The organism is Curvibacter microcysteis (assembly GCF_028649455.1).
Classification (GTDB): domain Bacteria; phylum Pseudomonadota; class Gammaproteobacteria; order Burkholderiales; family Burkholderiaceae_C; genus Curvibacter; species Curvibacter microcysteis.
In genome coordinates, this window is sequence record NZ_JAQSIO010000008.1 from 119214 (window position 1) to 137893 (window position 18680).

The 18680-nt window shown below is 65.3% G+C and carries 19 protein-coding genes; 4 read left to right on the top strand and 15 right to left on the bottom strand.

From position 1 onward, the window contains the following. Positions 1-14: 14 nt before the first annotated feature. The 10 genes from flgK to flgB form a co-directional block, all read right to left on the bottom strand. Positions 15-2000, bottom strand: coding sequence for a flagellar hook-associated protein FlgK (gene flgK, locus PSQ39_RS18065; RefSeq protein WP_273928404.1), 1986 nt, complete (start codon positions 1998-2000; stop codon positions 15-17). Further along, complete coding sequence (gene flgJ, locus PSQ39_RS18070; RefSeq protein WP_273928406.1) at positions 1997-2923, bottom strand: flagellar assembly peptidoglycan hydrolase FlgJ; 927 nt, start codon at positions 2921-2923, stop codon at positions 1997-1999. Before flgJ ends, flgK begins: the two co-directional genes overlap by 4 nt. 1 nt (position 2924) lies before the next feature. After that, positions 2925-4085: a flagellar basal body P-ring protein FlgI gene (locus tag PSQ39_RS18075; protein ID WP_273928408.1), complete on the bottom strand. Its 1161-nt coding sequence runs from the start codon at positions 4083-4085 to the stop codon at positions 2925-2927. 20 nt (positions 4086-4105) lie between these two features. Next, complete coding sequence (locus PSQ39_RS18080; protein ID WP_273928410.1) at positions 4106-4828, bottom strand: flagellar basal body L-ring protein FlgH; 723 nt, start codon at positions 4826-4828, stop codon at positions 4106-4108. A gap of 91 nt (positions 4829-4919) precedes the next feature. Further along, positions 4920-5702 (bottom strand): flagellar basal-body rod protein FlgG, encoded by a 783-nt coding sequence (gene flgG / locus PSQ39_RS18085; protein WP_273928412.1) that lies wholly within the window; start codon positions 5700-5702, stop codon positions 4920-4922. A gap of 26 nt (positions 5703-5728) precedes the next feature. Further along, positions 5729-6469, bottom strand: a complete 741-nt coding sequence (locus tag PSQ39_RS18090; RefSeq protein ID WP_273928414.1) for a flagellar basal body rod protein FlgF — start codon at positions 6467-6469, stop codon at positions 5729-5731. Between the two features lie 46 nt (positions 6470-6515). After that, positions 6516-7775: a flagellar hook protein FlgE gene (gene flgE, locus PSQ39_RS18095; RefSeq protein ID WP_273928415.1), complete on the bottom strand. Its 1260-nt coding sequence runs from the start codon at positions 7773-7775 to the stop codon at positions 6516-6518. 34 nt (positions 7776-7809) lie between these two features. Further along, positions 7810-8517, bottom strand: coding sequence for a flagellar hook assembly protein FlgD (locus PSQ39_RS18100; protein ID WP_273928417.1), 708 nt, complete (start codon positions 8515-8517; stop codon positions 7810-7812). A gap of 30 nt (positions 8518-8547) precedes the next feature. Further along, the gene (flgC, locus tag PSQ39_RS18105; protein WP_273928419.1) at positions 8548-8955 is read right to left on the bottom strand and encodes a flagellar basal body rod protein FlgC; all 408 of its coding nucleotides are present in this window, start codon (positions 8953-8955) and stop codon (positions 8548-8550) included. A 28-nt stretch (positions 8956-8983) separates the two neighbouring features. Next, entirely contained in the window at positions 8984-9436 is a 453-nt protein-coding gene (flgB, locus tag PSQ39_RS18110; RefSeq protein ID WP_273928421.1) for a flagellar basal body rod protein FlgB, read from the bottom strand. A gap of 202 nt (positions 9437-9638) precedes the next feature. Between flgB and flgA the strand changes: the two genes are divergently transcribed. From flgA to PSQ39_RS18130, 4 genes are all read left to right on the top strand, one after another. Continuing rightward, on the top strand, positions 9639-10403 hold the full coding sequence (gene flgA, locus PSQ39_RS18115; RefSeq protein ID WP_273928423.1) for a flagellar basal body P-ring formation chaperone FlgA: 765 nt from the start codon (positions 9639-9641) through the stop codon (positions 10401-10403). A gap of 103 nt (positions 10404-10506) precedes the next feature. Continuing rightward, positions 10507-10821 carry a flagellar biosynthesis anti-sigma factor FlgM gene (gene flgM / locus PSQ39_RS18120; RefSeq protein WP_273928425.1) on the top strand — a complete coding sequence of 105 codons (315 nt, stop codon included), beginning with the start codon at positions 10507-10509 and terminating at the stop codon, positions 10819-10821. Between the two features lie 55 nt (positions 10822-10876). Then, a complete protein-coding gene (locus tag PSQ39_RS18125) occupies positions 10877-11239 on the top strand; it encodes a hypothetical protein (protein WP_273928426.1) in 363 nt (120 codons plus the stop codon). Between the two features lie 77 nt (positions 11240-11316). Continuing rightward, positions 11317-12216 (top strand): EcsC family protein, encoded by a 900-nt coding sequence (locus tag PSQ39_RS18130; protein WP_273928428.1) that lies wholly within the window; start codon positions 11317-11319, stop codon positions 12214-12216. 27 nt (positions 12217-12243) lie between these two features. Here PSQ39_RS18130 and PSQ39_RS18135 read toward each other — a convergent pair whose 3' ends face one another. From PSQ39_RS18135 to PSQ39_RS18155, 5 genes are read right to left on the bottom strand one after another with little or no spacing between them, the layout of a single operon-like run. After that, positions 12244-12960 (bottom strand): RNA polymerase sigma factor FliA, encoded by a 717-nt coding sequence (locus PSQ39_RS18135; protein ID WP_273928430.1) that lies wholly within the window; start codon positions 12958-12960, stop codon positions 12244-12246. Continuing rightward, positions 12960-13754 (bottom strand): hypothetical protein, encoded by a 795-nt coding sequence (locus PSQ39_RS18140; RefSeq protein WP_273928432.1) that lies wholly within the window; start codon positions 13752-13754, stop codon positions 12960-12962. The genes PSQ39_RS18135 and PSQ39_RS18140 overlap by 1 nt, the downstream gene beginning before the upstream one ends. Further along, positions 13747-15255, bottom strand: coding sequence for a flagellar biosynthesis protein FlhF (gene flhF, locus PSQ39_RS18145; RefSeq protein WP_273928434.1), 1509 nt, complete (start codon positions 15253-15255; stop codon positions 13747-13749). The genes PSQ39_RS18140 and flhF overlap by 8 nt, the downstream gene beginning before the upstream one ends. Beyond that, positions 15252-17336, bottom strand: a complete 2085-nt coding sequence (gene flhA, locus PSQ39_RS18150; RefSeq protein WP_273928436.1) for a flagellar biosynthesis protein FlhA — start codon at positions 17334-17336, stop codon at positions 15252-15254. The genes flhF and flhA overlap by 4 nt, the downstream gene beginning before the upstream one ends. Beyond that, positions 17333-18484 (bottom strand): EscU/YscU/HrcU family type III secretion system export apparatus switch protein, encoded by a 1152-nt coding sequence (locus tag PSQ39_RS18155; RefSeq protein ID WP_273928534.1) that lies wholly within the window; start codon positions 18482-18484, stop codon positions 17333-17335. The genes flhA and PSQ39_RS18155 overlap by 4 nt, the downstream gene beginning before the upstream one ends. Positions 18485-18680: the final 196 nt, after the last annotated feature.

Genomic DNA, 18680 nt, shown 5'->3' on the forward strand with positions numbered 1-18680 from the left:
CTTTCAGGGCCGCTTCAGCGCATGGTCTGCAGCAAGGTGTCAAAGATGCTCTGCGCCGTCTGCACGATCTTGGCCGAGGCCTGGTAGGCCTGTTGGTACTGCAGCAGGTGGGCGGCTTCTTCGTCGAGGTTCACGCCCGACACCGAGGTGCGGGCCGCCTCGGCATTGCTGGCAATCGACGTGGACACATCGGCCGCGTACTGGGCGCTTTGCGAGCGCACCCCGATCTGGGCCATCAAGGCGGCGTAGGTGTCAGACAGCGGCGTCTTGTCGTAGGTTGCCTTGGTGCTGAGGTTGTACAGCGACTTGGCGTTGCCGCCGTCCTTCTTCTGGGTGGCCAGGTCAGCGGTGGTGGTGGGGCGTTGCACCACGATGGAGTCACCCGCCTTGGGGGTGCCGGTCAGGGTCATGGTCCAGCCTTGGCTGTGGACATCACCGACGGCGGGAATGGGTTGGCCCGGCGTGTAAGTGAAGGGGCCCGCAGGGGTGATGACGCTGCCCGAGCTGGGGTCGACAAACTGGTACTGGTTGCTCGAGGTGAACTTGATGGCCATGGGCGTGGCCGTTTGGACGCTGGCCAGGTAGCCCAGTGGGGGGCCACCCGTGGCGGTGGCCGGGTTGGACTGCAGGCTGGCCAGTGTCATCGTGCCGGTGTTCTGGGTCCCGAGCGTGGCCTGTATCGGGTTGGCCACGGCCAGGGCGGAGGGCGAGGCAATCGCCACCTGAACCTGTTGCGCGGCCTGGTCGTAGGGGCGCAGCAAGAAGGTATCCCCGTTGGCGGGGGTGCCCGAACCCGCCTGGATGGTCAGGCCATCGACCGTGATGGGCAGGGCCGTGGCCGGGCTGGGCGTGACCACGGTGTTGTCGGACAGGCGGGTCACCGAGCTGATCACGCCGGCGGCACCAAAGGTCAGTTTGTAGTCCGAGAGTTGCAGCTGGCTGTCATTGGCCACAAAGGCGTTGATGGTGGCCGTCGAGTTGCCGGTGGCCGCAATGGCGCTGATGCCGATCGGGTTGAACAGGTTGGTGCCCGCGTTGCCGTTGAGGTCCACCCCAGAGACGTGCTGGGTGTTCATTTCATGGGTCACGGCCAAGGCCATGCGGCCCAGCAGGTTGCGCGCTTCGGCCAGGTCGGTGTTGTGGAACTTCAGCAAGCCCACCACTTCGCCACCGGTCAGGCTGTTCTCGTCGATTTCGGTCACCTGCCCACCGGCCTGGGTGATCTGCAGCTTGAGCGTGTTTTGGTCGCCCGGGAAGCCCTTGGGTTGGCTGAAGCTGACGGTGGCCGATTGGGCGCCCAGCACCAGTGGTTGGTTGGCCAGAAACACGTTCAGCGAGCCGTCGTCCGCTGCCACCGTGGTGGTTTGCACCTTCTGGTTGAGCTGGTTGAGCATGTTGTCACGCTTGTCCAGCAAGTCGTTGGGCGGCTGGCCCGAGCTCAAGGCAAAGGCAATCTGGGCGTTCAAGGTGGCCAGTTGCTTGGCCATGGCGTTGATGACCACTTCGTCATCCCCGAGTTGCAGCTTGGCGTTTTGCTGCAAGTCGCTGAGCTGGTTGCTGGCACTTTTGAAGCGCGAGGCCATTTCCTGGGTCTGCGTGATGGCCACGGTGCGCGCGGTCAGGTCACTGGGCGCGTTGGCCACGTCGGAGAAGGCGTTGATGGTGTTGTTGATGGCCTGGCCCAGGCCATTGGTGCCGCCGACGAAGATGTTCTCCATCTGCGCCACCTTCTCGGCCCGGGTCACGTCCAGGGCCTTGATGGAGGCGGTGGCCGTGGCCTGCTTGGCCAGGAACTGGTCGTAGACGCGCTGCACGGTCGAGACCTCGACCCCTTTGCCGATGTAGCCGCTGCCAGTGAACTCGCCCTGCACGGCGCTCATCACCGCGGTCTGGCGCGAGTAGCCCGCCGTGTTGACGTTGGAGATGTTGTTGCCCGTGACCTGCAAAGCCACTTGGTTGGACATCAGCGCGCGCGCGCCCAGGTTCAGCAGGCCGCTCATGCGACACCTCGCCACGGTTGATTGCGCTGCAGTTGCTGCGTGGTGCTGATGGCGCGGCTGAGCTTGCTGGCGTAGGCCGGGTCGGTGGCGTAGCCGGCGCGTTGCAGTTCGTTGGCAAACGCGACCACCGAGCCGGTTTGCTGGCGCGCGTTGGCGTAGCGTGGGTTCTGGTTGATCAGCTTGGCGTAGTCCTGGAAGGACTGCTCATACGAGTCGTAGGCGCGGAACTTGGCCACGGTCTTCTTGGGCTCGCCGTTGACGTATTCGGTGGTGGTCACCTCGGCCACCTTGCCGGTCCAGCCGGGGCCGGCCTTGATGCCGAACAGGTTGAACGAGGGCGTGCCGTTGGCGTTCTTGATCTCGTGCTTGCCCCAGCCGGTTTCATGGCCGGCCTGGCCCAGCATGTAGCTGGCGGGGATGCCGCTTTGCTGCTCGACCTTGGCGGCAGCCTGCTCCAGCCGCTGCACAAAGCCAGCTTGGCTGGCGGTGGTTTTCAGGGGCTTGGCGCTGCTGGCGTCGCTGGTCGGCGGCAGGGCCGGCAGCTTGGGGCTGGCGGGCAGGCGGTTGCCCAGCGACAAGGTGCTGGGGGTGTCAAAGGCGGGGGTGTCGGCCACGCCCATTTGGCGTGACAGCTGCTTGGCGATCAGGTCGGACAGACCGCCCGGTTTGCCCGACATCTGCACCGAGAACTGCTGGTCCAGCATGTCGTGGCCCAGGTTCTCCTGGGCGCTGTCCAGCATGCCGGACTTCATGGTCGCGTCGCGCATGCTCTTGAGCATTTCGCGCATGAACAGCGACTCGAACTGCTTGGCCGCTTCCTGGATGGCGGCCGGGTCCTTGTTGCCCGCTTGCAGCTTGAGCGCGTTGAGCGAACGCGCATCGGCGGTCAGCTGGTTGTTGCTGTTGAGCGGGGTGAGGGCCATGTCAGATCACCTCCAACTCCGCGTTCAAGGCACCGGCGGCCTTGATGGCTTGCAGAATGGCCAGCAGGTCTTGCGGCGTGGCGCCCAGGGCGTTGAGTGCCCGCACCACGTCGGCCAGTTGCGGCGAGGCGGGCAGGTTCATCAGGATGCCGGGGTCTTGCTTGATCTGGATGTCCGACTTTTGCGCCACCACGGTCTGGCCGGCGGACAGCGCATTGGGTTGGCTGATCACCGGGGTGGAGCTGATCGAGATCGACAGGTTGCCGTGGGCGATGGCGCAGGGCCCCAAGGTCACGGCCTGGTTGAGCACGATGGAGCCGGTGCGGGTGTTGATCACCACCTTGGCGGCAGGGGCCACGGTTTCGATGGGCAGCTCTTCGAGGTCGGCAATGAAGTTGACGCGGGCATCGGCATCGTTGGGCGCGCGCACTTGCACCGTGCGGCCGTCCAGGGCGCGTGCAATGGCCGTGCCCTTGCCCAGCTTGGCGTTGATCGCGCCAGCCACCAGGCGGGCGGTCTGGAAGTCCGAGGCATTCAGACCCAGGTTGATGGTGTCGCCCTCTTGCAGCGGGGTGGGCACCGAGCGTTCGACCTGGGCGCCACCGGGGATGCGGCCTGCGCTCAGGTGGTTGATCTGCACCTTGGAGCCGCCCGACGAGGCACCCGCGCCGCCGACCACCAGGTTGCCTTGGGCCAGGGCGTAGATTTCACCGTCCACACCGCGCAGCGGCGTGGTCACCAGGGTGCCGCCCTTGAGCGATTTGGCGTTGCCGATGGAGGACACGTTGATGTCGATCATCTGCCCGGGTTGGGCGAAGGCAGGCAGTTGGGCGGTGACGATCACCGCAGCCACGTTCTTGAGCTGCAACTGGGCCGAGCCCGGCGGCAAGGTGATGCCCAACTGCTGCATGTAGTTGGACAAGCTCTGCGTGGTGTAGGGCATCTGGGTGGTCTGGTCGCCCGTGCCGTCCAGGCCGACCACCAGACCGTAACCGGTCAAGGAGTTGCTGCGCACGCCTTGCACGGCGGCGACTTCTTTGATGCGGATCGCCTGGGCCGGCAGACTCGTCAGGCCCACGGCCAGCAGGGTCAGGGCCACGAGGCAGCGACCCCCCTGTTGGGCCAGTCGCCTGAGGTTCGAGAATGTGGGCACGGAGTTCATGCTTCACATTCTGCGAGCTTTCAAAACGGGCTAAGGGTCGAAAAGAATCGGGACAACCAGCCAATTGTCTGGGCTTCGTCGGCGCCGCCACGGCCACGCGACTGGATGCGCACGTTGGCCACTTGGGTCGAGGCCACGATGGAGCCGGGCTGCAGCGAGCGAGGGTCGATGGTGCCGGAGAACTTCATCACGTCCACGGTCTGGTTCAGGCCGATTTGCTTCTCGCCGGTGACCATCAGGTGGCCGTTGGGCAGCACTTCGATGACCGTGGCCGTGATGGAGCCGGTGAAGGTGTTGACCGCCGACACATCGCCCTTGCCCGAGAAGGTGTTGGCCGTGCCCGCGCCCAGCTTGGCCTTGTCGGTCAGCGTGCTGTTCAGGAAGGGGAAGGCGGTGATGGATGAGCTCAGCGAGGTGGTGCGGTCGGTTGCCGTCGAGGTCTTGGTGCTGGCCGAGACGTTTTCCACGATCTGGATGGTCACCACGTCGCCCACCATGCGGGCGCGCCGGTCTTCGAAGGCCGGGCGGTAGGTGGAGGTGCGGAACAGGCTGCCCCCGGCGGCGGGCGCGGTGGACGAAATGGGGGGCAGGTCTGGCGGTGTGGTGGGGGGCATGTCCACCTTGGGCGCCGGCGCCAGGGTTTCGCAGGCGCTGCACAGCAAGGCCAGGCCACCGGTGGCCAGCCAGAGCCAGCGGGGGCGATGCGGGAGGGCGGTGCGTTGGGGGGCGTTGGAGCGGTTCATGGCGGGTCCCTTCCTGGGGCGCGGGGCAAGTCGGTGGCGGGCGGGCAGGCGATGCCAGCGGATCAGACAGGCGGGGCCAGCGGCCCGGGCCTCAAATCTGGCTGAGCTTTTGCAGCATCTGGTCCGAGGTTTGCACCGCCTTGGAGTTCATTTCATAAGCGCGCTGGGTCTGGATCATGTTGACCAACTCCTGCACGATGTTGACGTTGGAGGTTTCCACAAAGCCTTGCTGCAGCGTGCCCAGGCCGTTGGAGCCAGGGGTGCCGGTGGCGGGTTGGCCCGAGGCGGCGGTTTCGGCGTACAGGTTGCCGCCTTTGGGCTCCAGGCCGGCCGGGTTGACGAAGTTGGCCAGCGCGATGGTGCCCATGGGCTGGGGCGTGGTGTTGCCGGGGATGGTGGCGGTGACCACGCCGTCGGCGCTGATCGACACACTTTGCGCCGTGGCCGGGATGGTCACGCCGTTGGCAACGGGCAGGCCCGCGGACGTGACCATGCGGCCCTGCGAGTCGAGCTGGAAGGAGCCGTCACGGGTGTAGCCAATGGTGCCGTCGGGCATGGTGACCTGGAAGAAGCCATTGCCCTTGACTGCCACGTCCAGCGAGTTGCCCGACTGCTGCATGCTGCCTTGCGCAAAGGAGCGCGCCGTGGCCACGGTGCGCACGCCCAGGCCCACTTGCAGGCCGGTGGGCAATTGCGACTGCTCGGTGCTGTTGGAGCCGACCTGGCGCAGGTTTTGGTACATCAGGTCTTCGAACACGGCGTTGGCGCGCTTGAAGCCATTGGTGGAGACGTTGGCCAGGTTGTTGGAAATGACATCCAGCTGGGTTTGCTGGGCTTCCATGCCGGTCTTTGAAATCCAGAGCGAATTGATCATGTCGGTTCTCCGTGGGCGTTCTGGGCTCAGCCCTGAATGTTCAGCAACTGGCTGGCAGATTTGTCATTGGCTTCGGCGCTGGTGAGCATCTTCATCTGCCCTTCAAACTGGCGCGCAGCCTGGATCAGGCCAACCATGGCCTCGACCGAGTTGACGTTGGAGCCTTCCAGTGCGCCGGTCTGCACCTTGGCGGTGGCGTCGTTGTTCAGCGGGTTGCCCGAGGCCGCGCGGAACAGGCCGTCGGTGCCTCGGCGCAGCGGGTCTTCGTTGGTCGGCGTGACCAGTTTCAGGCGGCCCAGGGTGGTGGGCGGCTGGCCGGTCATCTTGGAGGTCACCGTGCCGTCGGTGCCCAGCGACAGTTCCGAGCCCGGGGGCACGTCAATTGGCGCGCCGCCGTCAGACAGCACCGGCAGGCCACCCGCGTTGACCAGGGTGCCTGTCGAGGAGACTTGCAGCGAGCCGTTGCGGGTGTAGGCCTCGGTGCCGTCCAGGCCCTGCACCGCAAACCAGGCATTGCCCTGGGCCATGGCGTCCATGGCGTTGTTGGTGCGTTGGGCGGGGCCCGCATCGTTTTTGTAGCCGGTGGTCGCTTCGAGTGCGAACACGCGGGTGCTGGCGCCCGGGCCTTGCAGAGGCACCGAGCGGTAAGCGGTCATCTCGGCCCGGAACCCATTGGTGGAGGCATTGGCCAGGTTGTTCGACAGCACGCTGGTCAATTGCGTGGCGGCGTTGGCGCCCGTCATTGCGGTGTAGATCAAACGGTCCATGGTGGGTGTCCAGCTGGGTTCTCAGGCTAAGCGTCAGGCTGCGCGATCAGCGCAGGTTGACCAGGGTGTTCATGATCTGGTCTTCGGTCTTGATGGTTTGGGCGTTGGCTTGGTAGGAGCGCTGTGCCGTCATCATGTTGACCAGCTCTTGGGTCAGGTCGACGTTGGACTCTTCCAACGCGCCGGCCTGCAGGCTGCCAAAGTTGCCGCTGCCCGGGGCGCCTTGGGTCGGGGGGCCGGAGGCATAGGTTTCCTTCCAGTCGCCGCCATTGACCTGCATCAGGCCTTGGTTGTTGCGGAAGCTGGCCAGGGCCAGTTGGCCGGCGGACTGGGTGGTGCCGTTGGAGTAGCTGGCCGTCAAGGTGCCATCTGCGCCAATCTTCACGCCCGTGAGCTTGCCGTCGGCATAGCCGGTTTGCGACACATTGTTGGTGGCGAAGGCCGAGGCGAACTGGGTCGTGCCCTTGAGGTCCAGGGTGAAGGCCACCGGGTTGGCGCCGTTGGTGGTCGGCGTCGGGCCCGCGATGCTGATCTTGCCGTTGGTGGCGGGCGTGGTGGTCAGGGCGCCGCTGGAGTCAAAGCTCACGGTGGAGGCGCTGCTGATCGCGCCCGAGCCGGTCTTGGTGTAGACGTTCCAGGTGTTGGTGGCCGAGGCCTTCTGGAAGTACACCGTCACGGGGATGGCCGTGCCCAGCGAGTCGTAGGCGTTGAAGGTGGTGCTGTACTGGGCCAGCAAGGGGTCGGTCGCGTCTTGCGGCGAGCCGGCCGTGGCCGTGTTGGGCAGGTTGAACTGGGCGGTGGCGCCGTAGGTGGTGGGCGAGGTGGTGATGTCGTCGCCGGTGGCCTTGGCGGCGATCGAGCCCGAGGTGGGCAGGGTCAGCGGCACGGGGTTGGTGCTCAAGGGCTTGCCAGTGGTGGGGCTGGTTTGGTAGCCCAGCACCTTGGCGCCGTTGTTGGTGACGATGTTGCCGGTCTTGTCGAGCTTGAAGTTGCCCGCGCGGGTGTAGCCGGCCGAGCCGTCAGCTTCTTGCAGTTGGAAGAAGCCGTTGCCGTTGATGGCCACGTCCAGGTTGTTGCCGGTGATGTTCAGCGTCCCTTGCGAGAACTGCTGGGCCACGGCCGCCACCGACACCCCGATGCCCGAGTTGTCGCCACCGGCCACGCCGATGGCCGAAGAGACGAGTTCGGAGAACTCGGCGCGCGATGCCTTCATGCCATACGTGTTGGCGTTGGCGATGTTGTTGCCGATGACGTCCAGCCCCTTGGCGGAGGCGTTGAGTCCGGAGAGGCCTGCTTGGAAACCCATGTTGTGCTCCTTGGATGGTGAAGGGTTGGGGGGCTCAGTAAACCGAAACGATCTTGTCGTAGCTCACCGTGCCGCCGTTTTTGAGCGTGATGGCGAGTGCGCCGTTGTTGCTGCCCACCGAGCTCACCTTGTCGTGGCTGTAAGTGGTGGGGGTGACGCTGCTGCTGCCGTTCTTGGCCACCACCGTGTACTTGAGCGCTTCCTTGCCCTTGTACGAAGAAGCGTCCCAGCTGACATCGTGGCGTCCAGCGCTTTGCGTGCCCATGGGCACGGTGGCCAGCAACTGGCCGCTGGCGGTGCTGATCTGCACCTGCACGTCGGCTGCATTGCTGGGCAGGTCGAAGGTGCCGGTGGCGGTGACCTTACCGGCCGCGTCGGTGCTGGTGCCCAGGGTGTTGCCACTGGTGAGCACCTCGCGCCCAATCAGGGAGCCGCCCTGCATCAGCTGCATGGACGAGAACTGGCTGGCCATGGTCTGCATGGTGGAGTTGAGCTGCTGGATGCCGGTGACGGTGTTGATCTGCGCGATCTGCGAGGTCATCTGCGCGTTGTCCACCGGGTTCATCGGGTCTTGGTGCGTCATCTGCGCCACCAGCAGCTTGAGAAAGCGGTCTTGCTGGTCGGCGGGGCTGCTTTGCTCCAGACCATTGGCGCTGGCGCTGGTGCTGCTGCCGGTGCTGGCCGTGCTGCTGTTGGTGTTGTAGCTGTAGTTGCCGCTGGCGTCGACGGAAATGCTGGACATGGGGCGCTCCTAGGGGCGGTTGGCCTGGGTTCAAGAACCCATTTGCAGGGTCTTGAGAAGCAATGACTTGGCGGTGTTCATCACTTCGACGTTGTTCTGGTAGGCCCGTGAAGCCGAGATCATGTTGACCATCTCCTCCACTGGGTTGACGTTGGAATGGGCGACAAAGCCATCGGCGTCGGCCATCGGGTGGTTGGGGTCGAAATCCTTGCGGCCTGGCTGGTTGTTTTCGGTGATGGCGCTGACCTTGACGCCCGCCGTGGTGCCGTTGTCGGCCATGGGCACGGTCTGGAACACCACCTGGCGCGCCTTGTAGGTCTGGCCATCGGGGCCCGCCATGGCGTCGGCGTTGGCCATGTTGCTGGCCACCACGTTGAGGCGCTGGGACTGCGCGCTGATGGCGCTGCCCGAGACGTTGAAGATGGAGAACATCGACATGGGTTGCCTTGCCTTTCTGGAGAGCCGCTCACTGGCCCTGGATGGCGCTCAGAATGGTCTTGGAGTAACCATTGATGAAGCGCAGGGTGGCTTCGTAGCGCACCGAGTTATCGACAAAATTGGCCCGTTCGCGGTCCAGGTCCACCGTGTTGTTGTCCATCGCCGGTTGCGATTGCACCGTGTAGCCCTGCTGCAGCGAGGTCGTGGACAGCATGGGCAGCGGGATGTGGCCGGCCTGCGTCGCCCCTTGCTGGCTGGGTGTCGACGCCAGCGCACTGCCCGTGCCCGGGGCGGTGGGCTTGAGCGTCAGGTTGTTGGCGCTGGTCGCGTCGCGCATGGCGTCGGCGAACTTGAAGTCGCGTGCCACGTAGCCGGGGGTGTCGGCGTTGGCGATGTTGCTCGCGATCGTCCGCTGACGCTCCGACCGCAGCGTCAATGCCTTGGCCTGGAAGTCGAGGGGTTGGATCATTTTGTTGAGCATGGCGGTTCTCTGTTCGGCGGTGGTCTCGGGTGAGGTGGGGGCGGTTCTCCGGCTTGCTGTCGATTATGGAAATCCGCCGCCCAGCCAATAAGGCAATGAAGGCGTGGAAATCCGTGTTGTTCGCGGGATGCTGCGCGGCCCAGCGGCCTACAGTTCGCTCGTCTCAATGGGGCCTTTGGGCCCATCGCAACAGGGGTTCACCATGAAATCGTTTGGCATTCAAAGCACTTGGCGCCCACTGGCTTGGTTGCTGGCGGGTGCTTTGGCATGGGCCGCCCCGTTGGTGGGCGCCCAGGGCGTCGCCCCCGCTGCTGCACCGTCCGAGTCCGTCGGGCCCGAAGCGGCCCGACTGACCCAGCGCTGGATCGACCAGGAACTGGCGCGCAGCCCAGCGCTGCAAAACGGGGCCTTGCGCATGGAGGTGGTGGTGGGCACGCTGGACGAGCGTTTGCGCCTGGCGCCTTGCAGCCGGGTGGAACCCTATTTGCCGCCCGGCCAGCGCCTGTGGGGCAAAACCCGCCTGGGTTTGCGCTGCCTGGAAGGCGTGACGCGCTGGAATGTCTTTTTGCCCGTGCAGGTCAAGGCTTTTGGCCCGGCTTGGGTGCTCAAGGGCGGTGTGCCCTCGGGCGCGCCTTTGATGATGGACGATGCCATGGAGGCCGAAGTCGACTGGGCAGCCGAAAACGCCGCCATCCTCAGCGACCCGGCCCAGTGGGTGGGCTCCATCGCCACCCGGGCTTTGTTGCCGGGCCAGGCCCTGCGCCATGCCATGGTCAAGCCGCCGCAAGCCTTTGCCGCAGGGGCCCAGGTTCGGGTGGTGGCCCAGGGGCCGGGCTTTCAAGTGACGGCCGATGGCCAGGCCTTGGGCGGCGGGGTGATCGGTCAGTTGGTGCGGGTCCGCATGGACAATGGCCGCATCATGTCAGGCTTGGTTCTGGATAAAAACACAGTCCAGATCGAGATTTGAGCCTGGATTTTTTCCGCCTTTTTTGCAATTGGGCTAAAGTTCCTCCCCCGGCTGTCGAAGATACAAGCACGGTACTCCATCAATAGGGGTCTTGGAGAGAACGATGAAAATTGGTCAAACGCCAGACATCCCTGTTGCACTGACGACAACAGGGACGCAAGTCACGGGGCAGGGAGCGGCGGCGCCCCCAGTCAAAAAGTCGAGCAACACCAGCTCGGGTTCCGGTTCGTCGGTGTCGGTGTCCAACCTGGCCAAGTCGCTGGATTCGGGTTCGAACGACGGTGACATGGACATGGACAAAGTCAACGCGGTGAAGTCGGCGATCGACAACGGTACTTACAAAGTGAACGCCGGCGCCATCGCCGACAAGCTCCTGTCCAACGCCCAGGAAATCCTGTCGCGTGGTGAGACGCAGTAATGCTTTCCAAGTAAGCATGTGCTTACTTTTAGATTGATCCTTTCCCTTCGTGCCCATGCAGTTGTCCGCTTTCAGTGACTTGCTCTTGTCCATCGAGGCCGAGCTGGAAGCGGTTGCCCAGGCTTTGGGCAGCCAGGACGCGGGTCAGATTGAGCGTGGCGCCCAGGCCTTGCGCGACGCCACAGCCCGTTTGGCCGCCGGCCCTTTGCCTGCCGCCGCTTCGCTGACACCCGACCTGAGCCAGCGCCTACGCTCGGTGAGCGCCCGGATGGCTTTGCTGCGCGAAACCCTCTTGCGCCTGCAAGCCCAAACCGAGCGCGCGGTGGCCACTTTGCTGCCGCAAGCCGCTCCTGGCGCCACCTACGGCCAGTCTTTTGGCCGGCCAGGCACCGGCCTGTCCAAAGCCTACAAATCCTGATTCCCCGCCTCGCCTGGGGCGTGGCGACCATGGCACACTGCGCTGTCCCCGGACCCCTCGCTCCGGCGGAGAAGCCCATGCCATCCCCTTCCCCTGTTTGGTCCGACGCTGACCTGCTCAGCCTCCAGCAGGCCGTGGCCTGCCTGGAGGCCCCGTCGCTGACCCTGAAGATCACCCAGTTGCTGGGTTCCCCCCTCGAGAAAGCCATGGCCCGCCTGCCCGATTCGGCACGCGCAGGTCTGCAGCAGGCCACCCGCGTGGCGCTGGAGAAGGCGGTCCATGCCGCGTTTGCCACCCTGTCCAGCGCGGCGCCCGTGCCTCAGGCGGAGGCGCAGGCCAGCGTTCCGGGGCGGTTTTCGCGTTGGCGGCCGGGTCCGGCCCGGCTGCAAGCCGCGTCGGAGCTGGGGCACAAGGTGGCGGTGGGGCTGTCGGGGGCGGTGGGGGGCTGGTTGGGGCCGGTGTCGACGCTGGCGGAGCTGCCCGCGTCCACCTTGTTGATCCTGCGCGCCATTGCCGATGTGGCGCGCAGCGAAGGCGCCGATTTGAATGACCCCGCTGTCAAGACCGAATGCCTGACGGTGTTCGCCCTGGGTTCCCCTTCGCCCAGCGACGACGCCACCGAGTCTGCCTACTACGCGGCGCGCACGGCCACGGCCTGGCTGGTGCGCGAAGCTGGCGCGGCGCTGGGCCAGGCCGCGACACAGCAGTGGGGCGGTTCCGTGGCGGCACAGGGGCTGGCCAAGGTCATCGAGGCGGTGGCCAGCCGTTTGGGGGTGGTGATCACCGAAAAAGTGGCGGCCCAGTCGGTGCCGGTGTTGGGCGCCGTGGCGGGGGCGGCCCTCAACACCTTGTTCATGGCGCATTTCCAGTCGGTGGCGCGCGGGCACTTTGTGGTCAAGCGGCTGGAGGCCCGTTATGGTCCAGAGGCGGTGCAGGCGGCTTACCTGGGCTTGAGCGGCACGGCGAGCCGGCGCTGAGGCCAGGCGACGCCCCGGTCCGGTGCCTCAGTGGCTGCGCATTTTGGCGCGCAGGCGGGCGATGGACTGGCTGTGCAGCTGGCACACGCGCGATTCGGTGATGCCCAGCACGGCAGCGATTTCCTTGAGGTTCATGTCCTGCTCGTAGTACATGCTCATGATGTACTGCTCGCGCTCGGGCAGGCCTTCGATGGCGCCCACCAGGGACTGGCGCAGGCGCTGGTTGCGCAGCAGCTCCAGCGGGTCGGCTTCGCTGTCGGCCACGTGCCGGTCCAGAAAGCTGTCGTCGTCGTCGGCGCCCCCCGTCATGTCCTCGAGGTAGACCAGCTGGGTGCCGCGCACGCGGCCCAGCAGGCTTTGGTACTCGCCCAGGGGCAGTTCGAGTTCGGCGGCAATTTCGGATTCGAGCGGGCTGCGGCCGAGCTTTTGCTCCAGCCGGTGCACCGCGTGTTCAATGTCTTTTTGGCTCTTGCGCGAGCCGCGCGACATCCAGTCGCCCTCGCGCAACTCGTCGAGCATGGCGCCGCGAATGCGCTGGGTGGCAAAGGTTTCAAACTGCACGCCCTGGCTGGCCTGGTAGCGGGTGAGTGCCTCGGTCAAGCCGATCATGCCCACCTGGATCAGGTCATCCACTTCGACATTGGGCGGCAGCTTGGCGATCATGTGGTGCGCGAGCTTGCGCACCAGTGGCACGTACTGCCTGATCAGTGCTTCCCGGTCGAGTTGACCTTTTGCCGTGTACATCAGTGGCTCCGAACCAATTGAACCTCTTCGTCTGTGGGGCGGTGAAGCAGGGAAACCGAGGAGGCGCCCAAGGAACAAGCGTTCTCCATGAGGCGCAGGGCCAGCATTTGGATGTCTCGGCCGGCCACCTCGTCGTCAGTGAAGGACTTTACTGTCATTGAATCCAGGTAGCAACCGATATGCCGGGTGAAGCAATTTTGCAGTGTTTTTCGGGCCTGCAAGGCCTTGCGCACCTGAGTTTCTGTGGCCTGCGTGACCATGATGGCCACCGAGGGCATCAACAAGGCCTGGGCGATCAAGGTCTTCATGGCCTGGTAGGCGCTGAGCATGGGACGGGGCTCTGGCGCGACAGGCACCAACGGTCGCACGCCGGTGTTGGCCAGGGCTTGGCCCAGGCGCTCGGCCGTGCCATACACCAGCAGCACGCTGTAGGCCCCAAACCAGTGGCGCAGCGCCTGGCGCGAGCTGTCGGACAACGGGCCTTGGCGGAACAGTTCACGCCAGCCAACGGCGGCGGGCACGATGGGCCAGGGCAGGGTTTCGTCCAGCACTTCGGCCAGGCTGCAGCGCTCTTGCAGCAGCTCGATCAGGCCTGGGGCGTCTTCGGTCTCGTGGCTGTCGATGTCCAGCACCGCCACGGGCAGGTCCAGGTCGGTCAGGGCGTGGGCCAGCTGCCAGAGCATGCGTGACTCCGCCTCACCGCTGCCGTGGCGCACCACGGGCACCAGGCGCAACAGCGGTTTGGGGGTTTGCCGGCGCAGGCCGGCCCCTTGGTCCAGTCCTGCTTCAAACATGGGCTTGCTCCGATGCGGCCATGTTGCTGTTGGAGAAGAAGTAGTTCAGGTCCACCGCCTTGGGGTCAAAGGCCGACTTGCCCGGCGTGCGCATGGAGGCGCGGACCAGCTTGCCGGCGTCGGCGGCTTCCCAGTCTTCGGGCACGCGCTGGCCATTGGTCACACCGCGCAGCACCACCTGGTGGCGGATCAGAGCGTCCAGCGCCGGGCCCAGTTTGACGGCTTCGTCCACCTTGGACAGGATGGTTTGCTGCACGCCGGTGGTCTTGAAGCACGACAGGGTGTCGTCGATGGTGTCGCCGTGGCTGCCGGCGTTGAGCACCAACAGCTTCTGGATGCCGGGCAGGTCCAGCACGTCCAGCATTTCGCGCTTGCGCGGGTCGCGCGGGGCCAGGCCGGTGGTGTCGATCAAGACCATCTTCTTGTTGCCCAACAGGCTCAGCAGGTCTTGCAGGGCGGCACGGTCGTGGGCCAGGTGAGCCACCACGCCCAACATGCGGCCATAGGTGCGCAGTTGCTCATGGGCGGCGATGCGGTAGGTGTCCAGCGTGATCAGGCCGACGCTGCCGGGGCCGTGCACGCGGGCGCACAGGGCGGCCAGCTTGGCGGTGGTGGTGGTCTTGCCCACACCGGTGGCGCCGATCAGGGCGTAGATGCCGCCTTCTTCGTAAATGGGGTAGCTGTCGGCGTCGGTCTTGAGGTTGCGTTCCAGCACTTCCATCAACCAGCGCACGGCTTCGGCGGCACCGAGTTCGGCGGGCAGACGCTCCAGGATGGCGCGGGCCAGGGCGGGCGAGTAGCCAGCGCGGATCATCTTCAGCATCAGGTTGGACTGGATCGGGTCCTGCTTGGCCTGACCCAACCAGGCCAGGGTGTTGAAGCGCTCTTCAATCAGCTCCTTCATGGCCTGCAGCTCGTTGACGATGCCTTGCTGGTTGACTGCGGGGGCCGCGGTCTGGCTTGCGGCCTTGGGGCGCGGCGTGGTCAGTTCTTCGCGGTTGCTGCGCAAGGCGGGGCGGTTCACCGGCTGCACATGGGGCGCGGCCTTTTTGAAGGTGATGGGCTGCACGTCCTGCGGCAGGCTGGGGCCACGCGGGGCCGGGGCGGCTGCGGCCATCGGGCTGCTGTCTTCGCCTTGGCTCATGGCTTCGTGGCGGCGGCGCAGCATGCGCTCACGCACATAGTCCTGGAAGGACAGGGTGCTCATGGCCAGTTGCTCGGTGTCCTCACGCACGGCGCGCGGGGTCAGCTCGGGCGGGTTCATGGTGGCCAGCTTGCGGCTCAGGCTGGAGCCGGGCACTTGGGTCAGGCCCTGGCCTTGCGAAGGACCGCCTTCGGTGTGTTGTTCGAGTGCTGAGAGCGCATCCTCCCCTGTGGCCATCACCTCGACGCCGTTGGCGGTGGGGCGGTTGGACAGGATCAGCGTGCCATCCCCAAAGGCCATTCGTGCCTTGGCCAGTGCTTCGCGGGACGTGGCGGCGGTGAAACGACGGATGTTCATGATGTGGCACCTCTCAGAATGGGACCGATGCGGATGGTGTGTGTTTCAGGGATTTCGCTGTGCGCCAGCACCTGCATGCGGGGCGCCAGGCGGCGCACCAGGCGGGACATGGCGCCGCGGATCTGATCGGGGACCAGCAAGCAGGCGGGCAGGCCCATTTCTTCTTGCTTGTTGGCAATTTCGGCGGCGCTGCGGGTCAGCACGTCGGCCACGCCCGGGTCCAGTGCGCTGCCGTTGTTGCCGCCCAGGGCTTGCACCAGCAGGCGCTCCAGGCCGGGTTCGATGGCGATCACGTTGAGCTCGCGGGCCGGGCCGTAGATTTGCTGCACGATGGCCGGTGCCAGGGCAATGCGCACGCGCCGGGCCAGCTCCACCGGGTCGGTGATGGTCGTGGCGTGTTCGGCCAGGGTTTCGATGATGGTGCGGATGTCCCGGATGTGCACAGCCTCTTCCAGCAGCAGCTGCAGCACTTTCTGGAAGTTGGCGATGGAGACCATTTTCGGGACGACTTCTTCAATCAGTTTCGGGGCCAGTTTGGCAACGTGTTCCACCAGTTGTTGGGTCTCTGTTCGGCTCAATAACCTGGCGGCCTGTGTTTGCATCAAGTGTGACAAATGAGTGGCCACCACGGTTTCTGAATCAACCACGGTAAAACCTGCCATTTGCGCCGCTTCACGTTGGCGGTCGTCGATCCAGTGCGCTGGCAGACCGAAGGCCGGGTCGGTGGTGGCCGTGCCGATCAGGGGGGTGCTGATGCCTCCGGGGTTGATGGCCAGGTGCATGCCGGGGAAGGCTTCGCCCTCGCCCACGGTCACGCCACGCAGGGTGATGCGGTAGGCGCTGGGCTTGAGTTCGAGGTTGTCGCGCACGTGCACGGCGGGCGGCAGAAATCCCACTTCCTGGGCGAACTTGCGGCGCACGCCCTTGATGCGGGTCAGCAGGTCGCCCTGGCGCTTCTTGTCGACCAGGGAGATCAGTCGGTAGCCCAGTTCCAGGCCCAGCAGGTCGATGGGTTGCAGGTCGTCCCAGGTGGCCTCGCCATCGTTGGCGGCGGGTTGGGCCGGCGGTGGCACGGCGGCTGCGGCGGTCTGGCGGCGGGCCAGGGCCCAGGCGCCGTAAGCAATGGCACCCCCCATGCCCAGGAACACCAGGTGGGGCATGCCCGGCACCAGGCCCAGCAGGATCAGGATGGCGGCGGTGATGCCCAGCACGCGCGGCGAGCCCAGCATCTGGCCCATGATCTGCTTGCTGACGTCGTTTTCCTTGCCCACACGCGAGACCACCATGGCTGCGGCCACCGAGATCAGCAGGCCTGGGATCTGCGCTACCAGCGCGTCACCGACGGCCAGCAAGATGTAGGAGTTGGCGGCCTGCCCGGCGGTCAGGCCGTGTTGCAGGATGCCGATGGCGAAGCCGCCCACGATGTTGATCAGCAGAATCAGGATGCCGGCCATGGCGTCGCCACGCACGAACTTGGAGGCACCGTCCATGGCACCGAAGAAGTTGGCTTCCTCGCCCACTTCGGCGCGGCGGCGCTTGGCTTCTTTCTCGTCGATCAGGCCGGAGTTCAAGTCCGCATCGACCGCCATCTGTTTGCCAGGCATGGCGTCCAGGGTGAAGCGGGCCGACACTTCGGCAATCCGCTCGGCGCCCTTGGTGACCACCACGAAGTTGATCACCACCAGGATCGAGAACACGATCAAACCCACGCCGAAGTTGCCACCAATCAGGAAGTGGCCAAAGGCCTCGATCACCGCACCGGCCGCGCCGGCACCGGTGTGACCTTCGAGCAGCACCACGCGGGTGGAGGCCACGTTCAGCGACAGGCGCATCAAGGTGGTCAGCAGCAGCACCGAGGGGAAGGCCGCGAAGTCCAGCGGGCGCACCATGTAGGCGGCCACCAGCATGACCATCAGGGCCACGGCGATGTTGAGGGTGAAGAAGGTGTCCAGCAGCCACGGCGGCATGGGCAGCACCATCATCGACAGGATCATCACCACCATCAGCGGGGCTGACAGGCCTTGGATCAGGTAGGCGTGCGGGCCCAGGCGCTGTTGCAGGGTGCGGAGAAGGTCGTTCATGCGTCAGCTCCTGCGGCCAGCGGCTTGTTGAGCGGATCGAGTTCCGGCGGCACAAAGGGATCGGGCTGTTGCGGCAGCGGGCCCTGGCCTCGCATCGCGGCCTTGAGGCGGTACACATAGGCCAGCACCTGGGCCACGGCGGAGTACAGCGCCGAGGGAATGGTCTGGTCGAGTTCGGCATGGGCGTACAGGGCCCGTGCCAGCATGGGCGACTGCAACACGGGCACCGAGTGCGCGTTGGCCACTTCGCGGATCTTGAAGGCCAGCAAGTCGGCGCCCTTGGCGATCACCTGGGGCGCGCTCATGGTGGCTTCGTCGTACTTCAAGGCGACGGCAAAGTGGGTCGGGTTCATGACCACAAAGTCCGCTTTGGGCACGTTGGAGATGCTGCGCCGCTGGGCCATTTCACGCTGCTTGGCGCGCAGCTTGCTCTTCACATGGGGGTTGCCTTCAGCGTCCTTGTTTTCGCGCTTGACTTCGTCGTGCGACATCTTCAGCTTGTCCATGAAGAAGTACTTTTGCAGCGGCACGTCGATGACGGCGGCGGCAAACACGATCAGCAACAGCAGCGACAGGCCTGTGACCAGCCACTGCGTCAGGTAGGCCACGGCCGCAGCCGAGGGTTGCATCATCAGGCCGGCAATTTCCTGGAAGCTGTTGGACAGGTAAACCCAGCCGGTCCAGCCCATGATGGACGAAAGCAGCAAGAGCTTGAGCACGTTCACGACCTGCTGCTTGGAGACCAGGTTGCCCAGGCCTGAAATGGGGTCGAGCCGGCTCAGGTCCGGCATCATCGGCGTCAGGCTGAACACCCAGCCGCCCGAGGCGAGCTGGCCGCCAATGGAGGCCGCACTCACGATGCCGGCAAACAACACGGAAATCGTCAGTGCCACCCCCGACATGTGCTGCAGCTGGGTCAGCATGTCCACCGGGTTGGCCAGTCGGCTGGCGTTGAAAGACAGTTGCTGCACCAGCACCAGCTTGAGGTGCTGCACGATCGATGGGGTCAGCACCCACAGGGCCGAGGCCCCCGCGCCCAGCACCACCAGGTGCGACATGTCCTTGGAGCGCGAAGCTTGGCCGTCGCCGCGGGCTTTGGCAAGCTTGCGCGCTGAGGCTGGTAGGGGGCGATCTTGATCGGACATGATGACGGTGCGGTCTGCGTACCGTCATTCTGAAAGGGCGCCCGAAAATCTAAAGTCCGAAAAGAGGGGCCATTCTGGCCTGTTCGCAGCCCCCTGTTCTCAGGCTGAAAACAAGGCTGCAAAAATGCTTTTTCACGGACGGAGGAGGGCCCCGGGCTGGGTCGATTGGACGCAGCCCCTGCACCCCCTTGCAGGGTGC

Excerpts from the sequence above, each read along its gene's own strand:
- flgK (WP_273928404.1), bottom strand. The coding sequence starts at position 2,000 with ATGAGCGGCCTGCTGAACCTGGGCGCGCGCGCGCTGATGTCCAACCAA.
- flgJ (WP_273928406.1), bottom strand. The coding sequence starts at position 2,923 with ATGGCCCTCACCCCGCTCAACAGCAACAACCAGCTGACCGCCGATGCG.
- PSQ39_RS18075 (WP_273928408.1), bottom strand. The coding sequence starts at position 4,085 with ATGAACTCCGTGCCCACATTCTCGAACCTCAGGCGACTGGCCCAACAG.
- PSQ39_RS18080 (WP_273928410.1), bottom strand. The coding sequence starts at position 4,828 with ATGAACCGCTCCAACGCCCCCCAACGCACCGCCCTCCCGCATCGCCCC.
- flgG (WP_273928412.1), bottom strand. The coding sequence starts at position 5,702 with ATGATCAATTCGCTCTGGATTTCAAAGACCGGCATGGAAGCCCAGCAA.
- PSQ39_RS18090 (WP_273928414.1), bottom strand. The coding sequence starts at position 6,469 with ATGGACCGTTTGATCTACACCGCAATGACGGGCGCCAACGCCGCCACG.
- flgE (WP_273928415.1), bottom strand. The coding sequence starts at position 7,775 with ATGGGTTTCCAAGCAGGCCTCTCCGGACTCAACGCCTCCGCCAAGGGG.
- PSQ39_RS18100 (WP_273928417.1), bottom strand. The coding sequence starts at position 8,517 with ATGTCCAGCATTTCCGTCGACGCCAGCGGCAACTACAGCTACAACACC.
- flgC (WP_273928419.1), bottom strand. The coding sequence starts at position 8,955 with ATGTCGATGTTCTCCATCTTCAACGTCTCGGGCAGCGCCATCAGCGCG.
- flgB (WP_273928421.1), bottom strand. The coding sequence starts at position 9,436 with ATGCTCAACAAAATGATCCAACCCCTCGACTTCCAGGCCAAGGCATTG.
- flgA (WP_273928423.1), top strand. The coding sequence starts at position 9,639 with ATGAAATCGTTTGGCATTCAAAGCACTTGGCGCCCACTGGCTTGGTTG.
- flgM (WP_273928425.1), top strand. The coding sequence starts at position 10,507 with ATGAAAATTGGTCAAACGCCAGACATCCCTGTTGCACTGACGACAACA.
- PSQ39_RS18125 (WP_273928426.1), top strand. The coding sequence starts at position 10,877 with ATGCAGTTGTCCGCTTTCAGTGACTTGCTCTTGTCCATCGAGGCCGAG.
- PSQ39_RS18130 (WP_273928428.1), top strand. The coding sequence starts at position 11,317 with ATGCCATCCCCTTCCCCTGTTTGGTCCGACGCTGACCTGCTCAGCCTC.
- PSQ39_RS18135 (WP_273928430.1), bottom strand. The coding sequence starts at position 12,960 with ATGTACACGGCAAAAGGTCAACTCGACCGGGAAGCACTGATCAGGCAG.
- PSQ39_RS18140 (WP_273928432.1), bottom strand. The coding sequence starts at position 13,754 with ATGTTTGAAGCAGGACTGGACCAAGGGGCCGGCCTGCGCCGGCAAACC.
- flhF (WP_273928434.1), bottom strand. The coding sequence starts at position 15,255 with ATGAACATCCGTCGTTTCACCGCCGCCACGTCCCGCGAAGCACTGGCC.
- flhA (WP_273928436.1), bottom strand. The coding sequence starts at position 17,336 with ATGAACGACCTTCTCCGCACCCTGCAACAGCGCCTGGGCCCGCACGCC.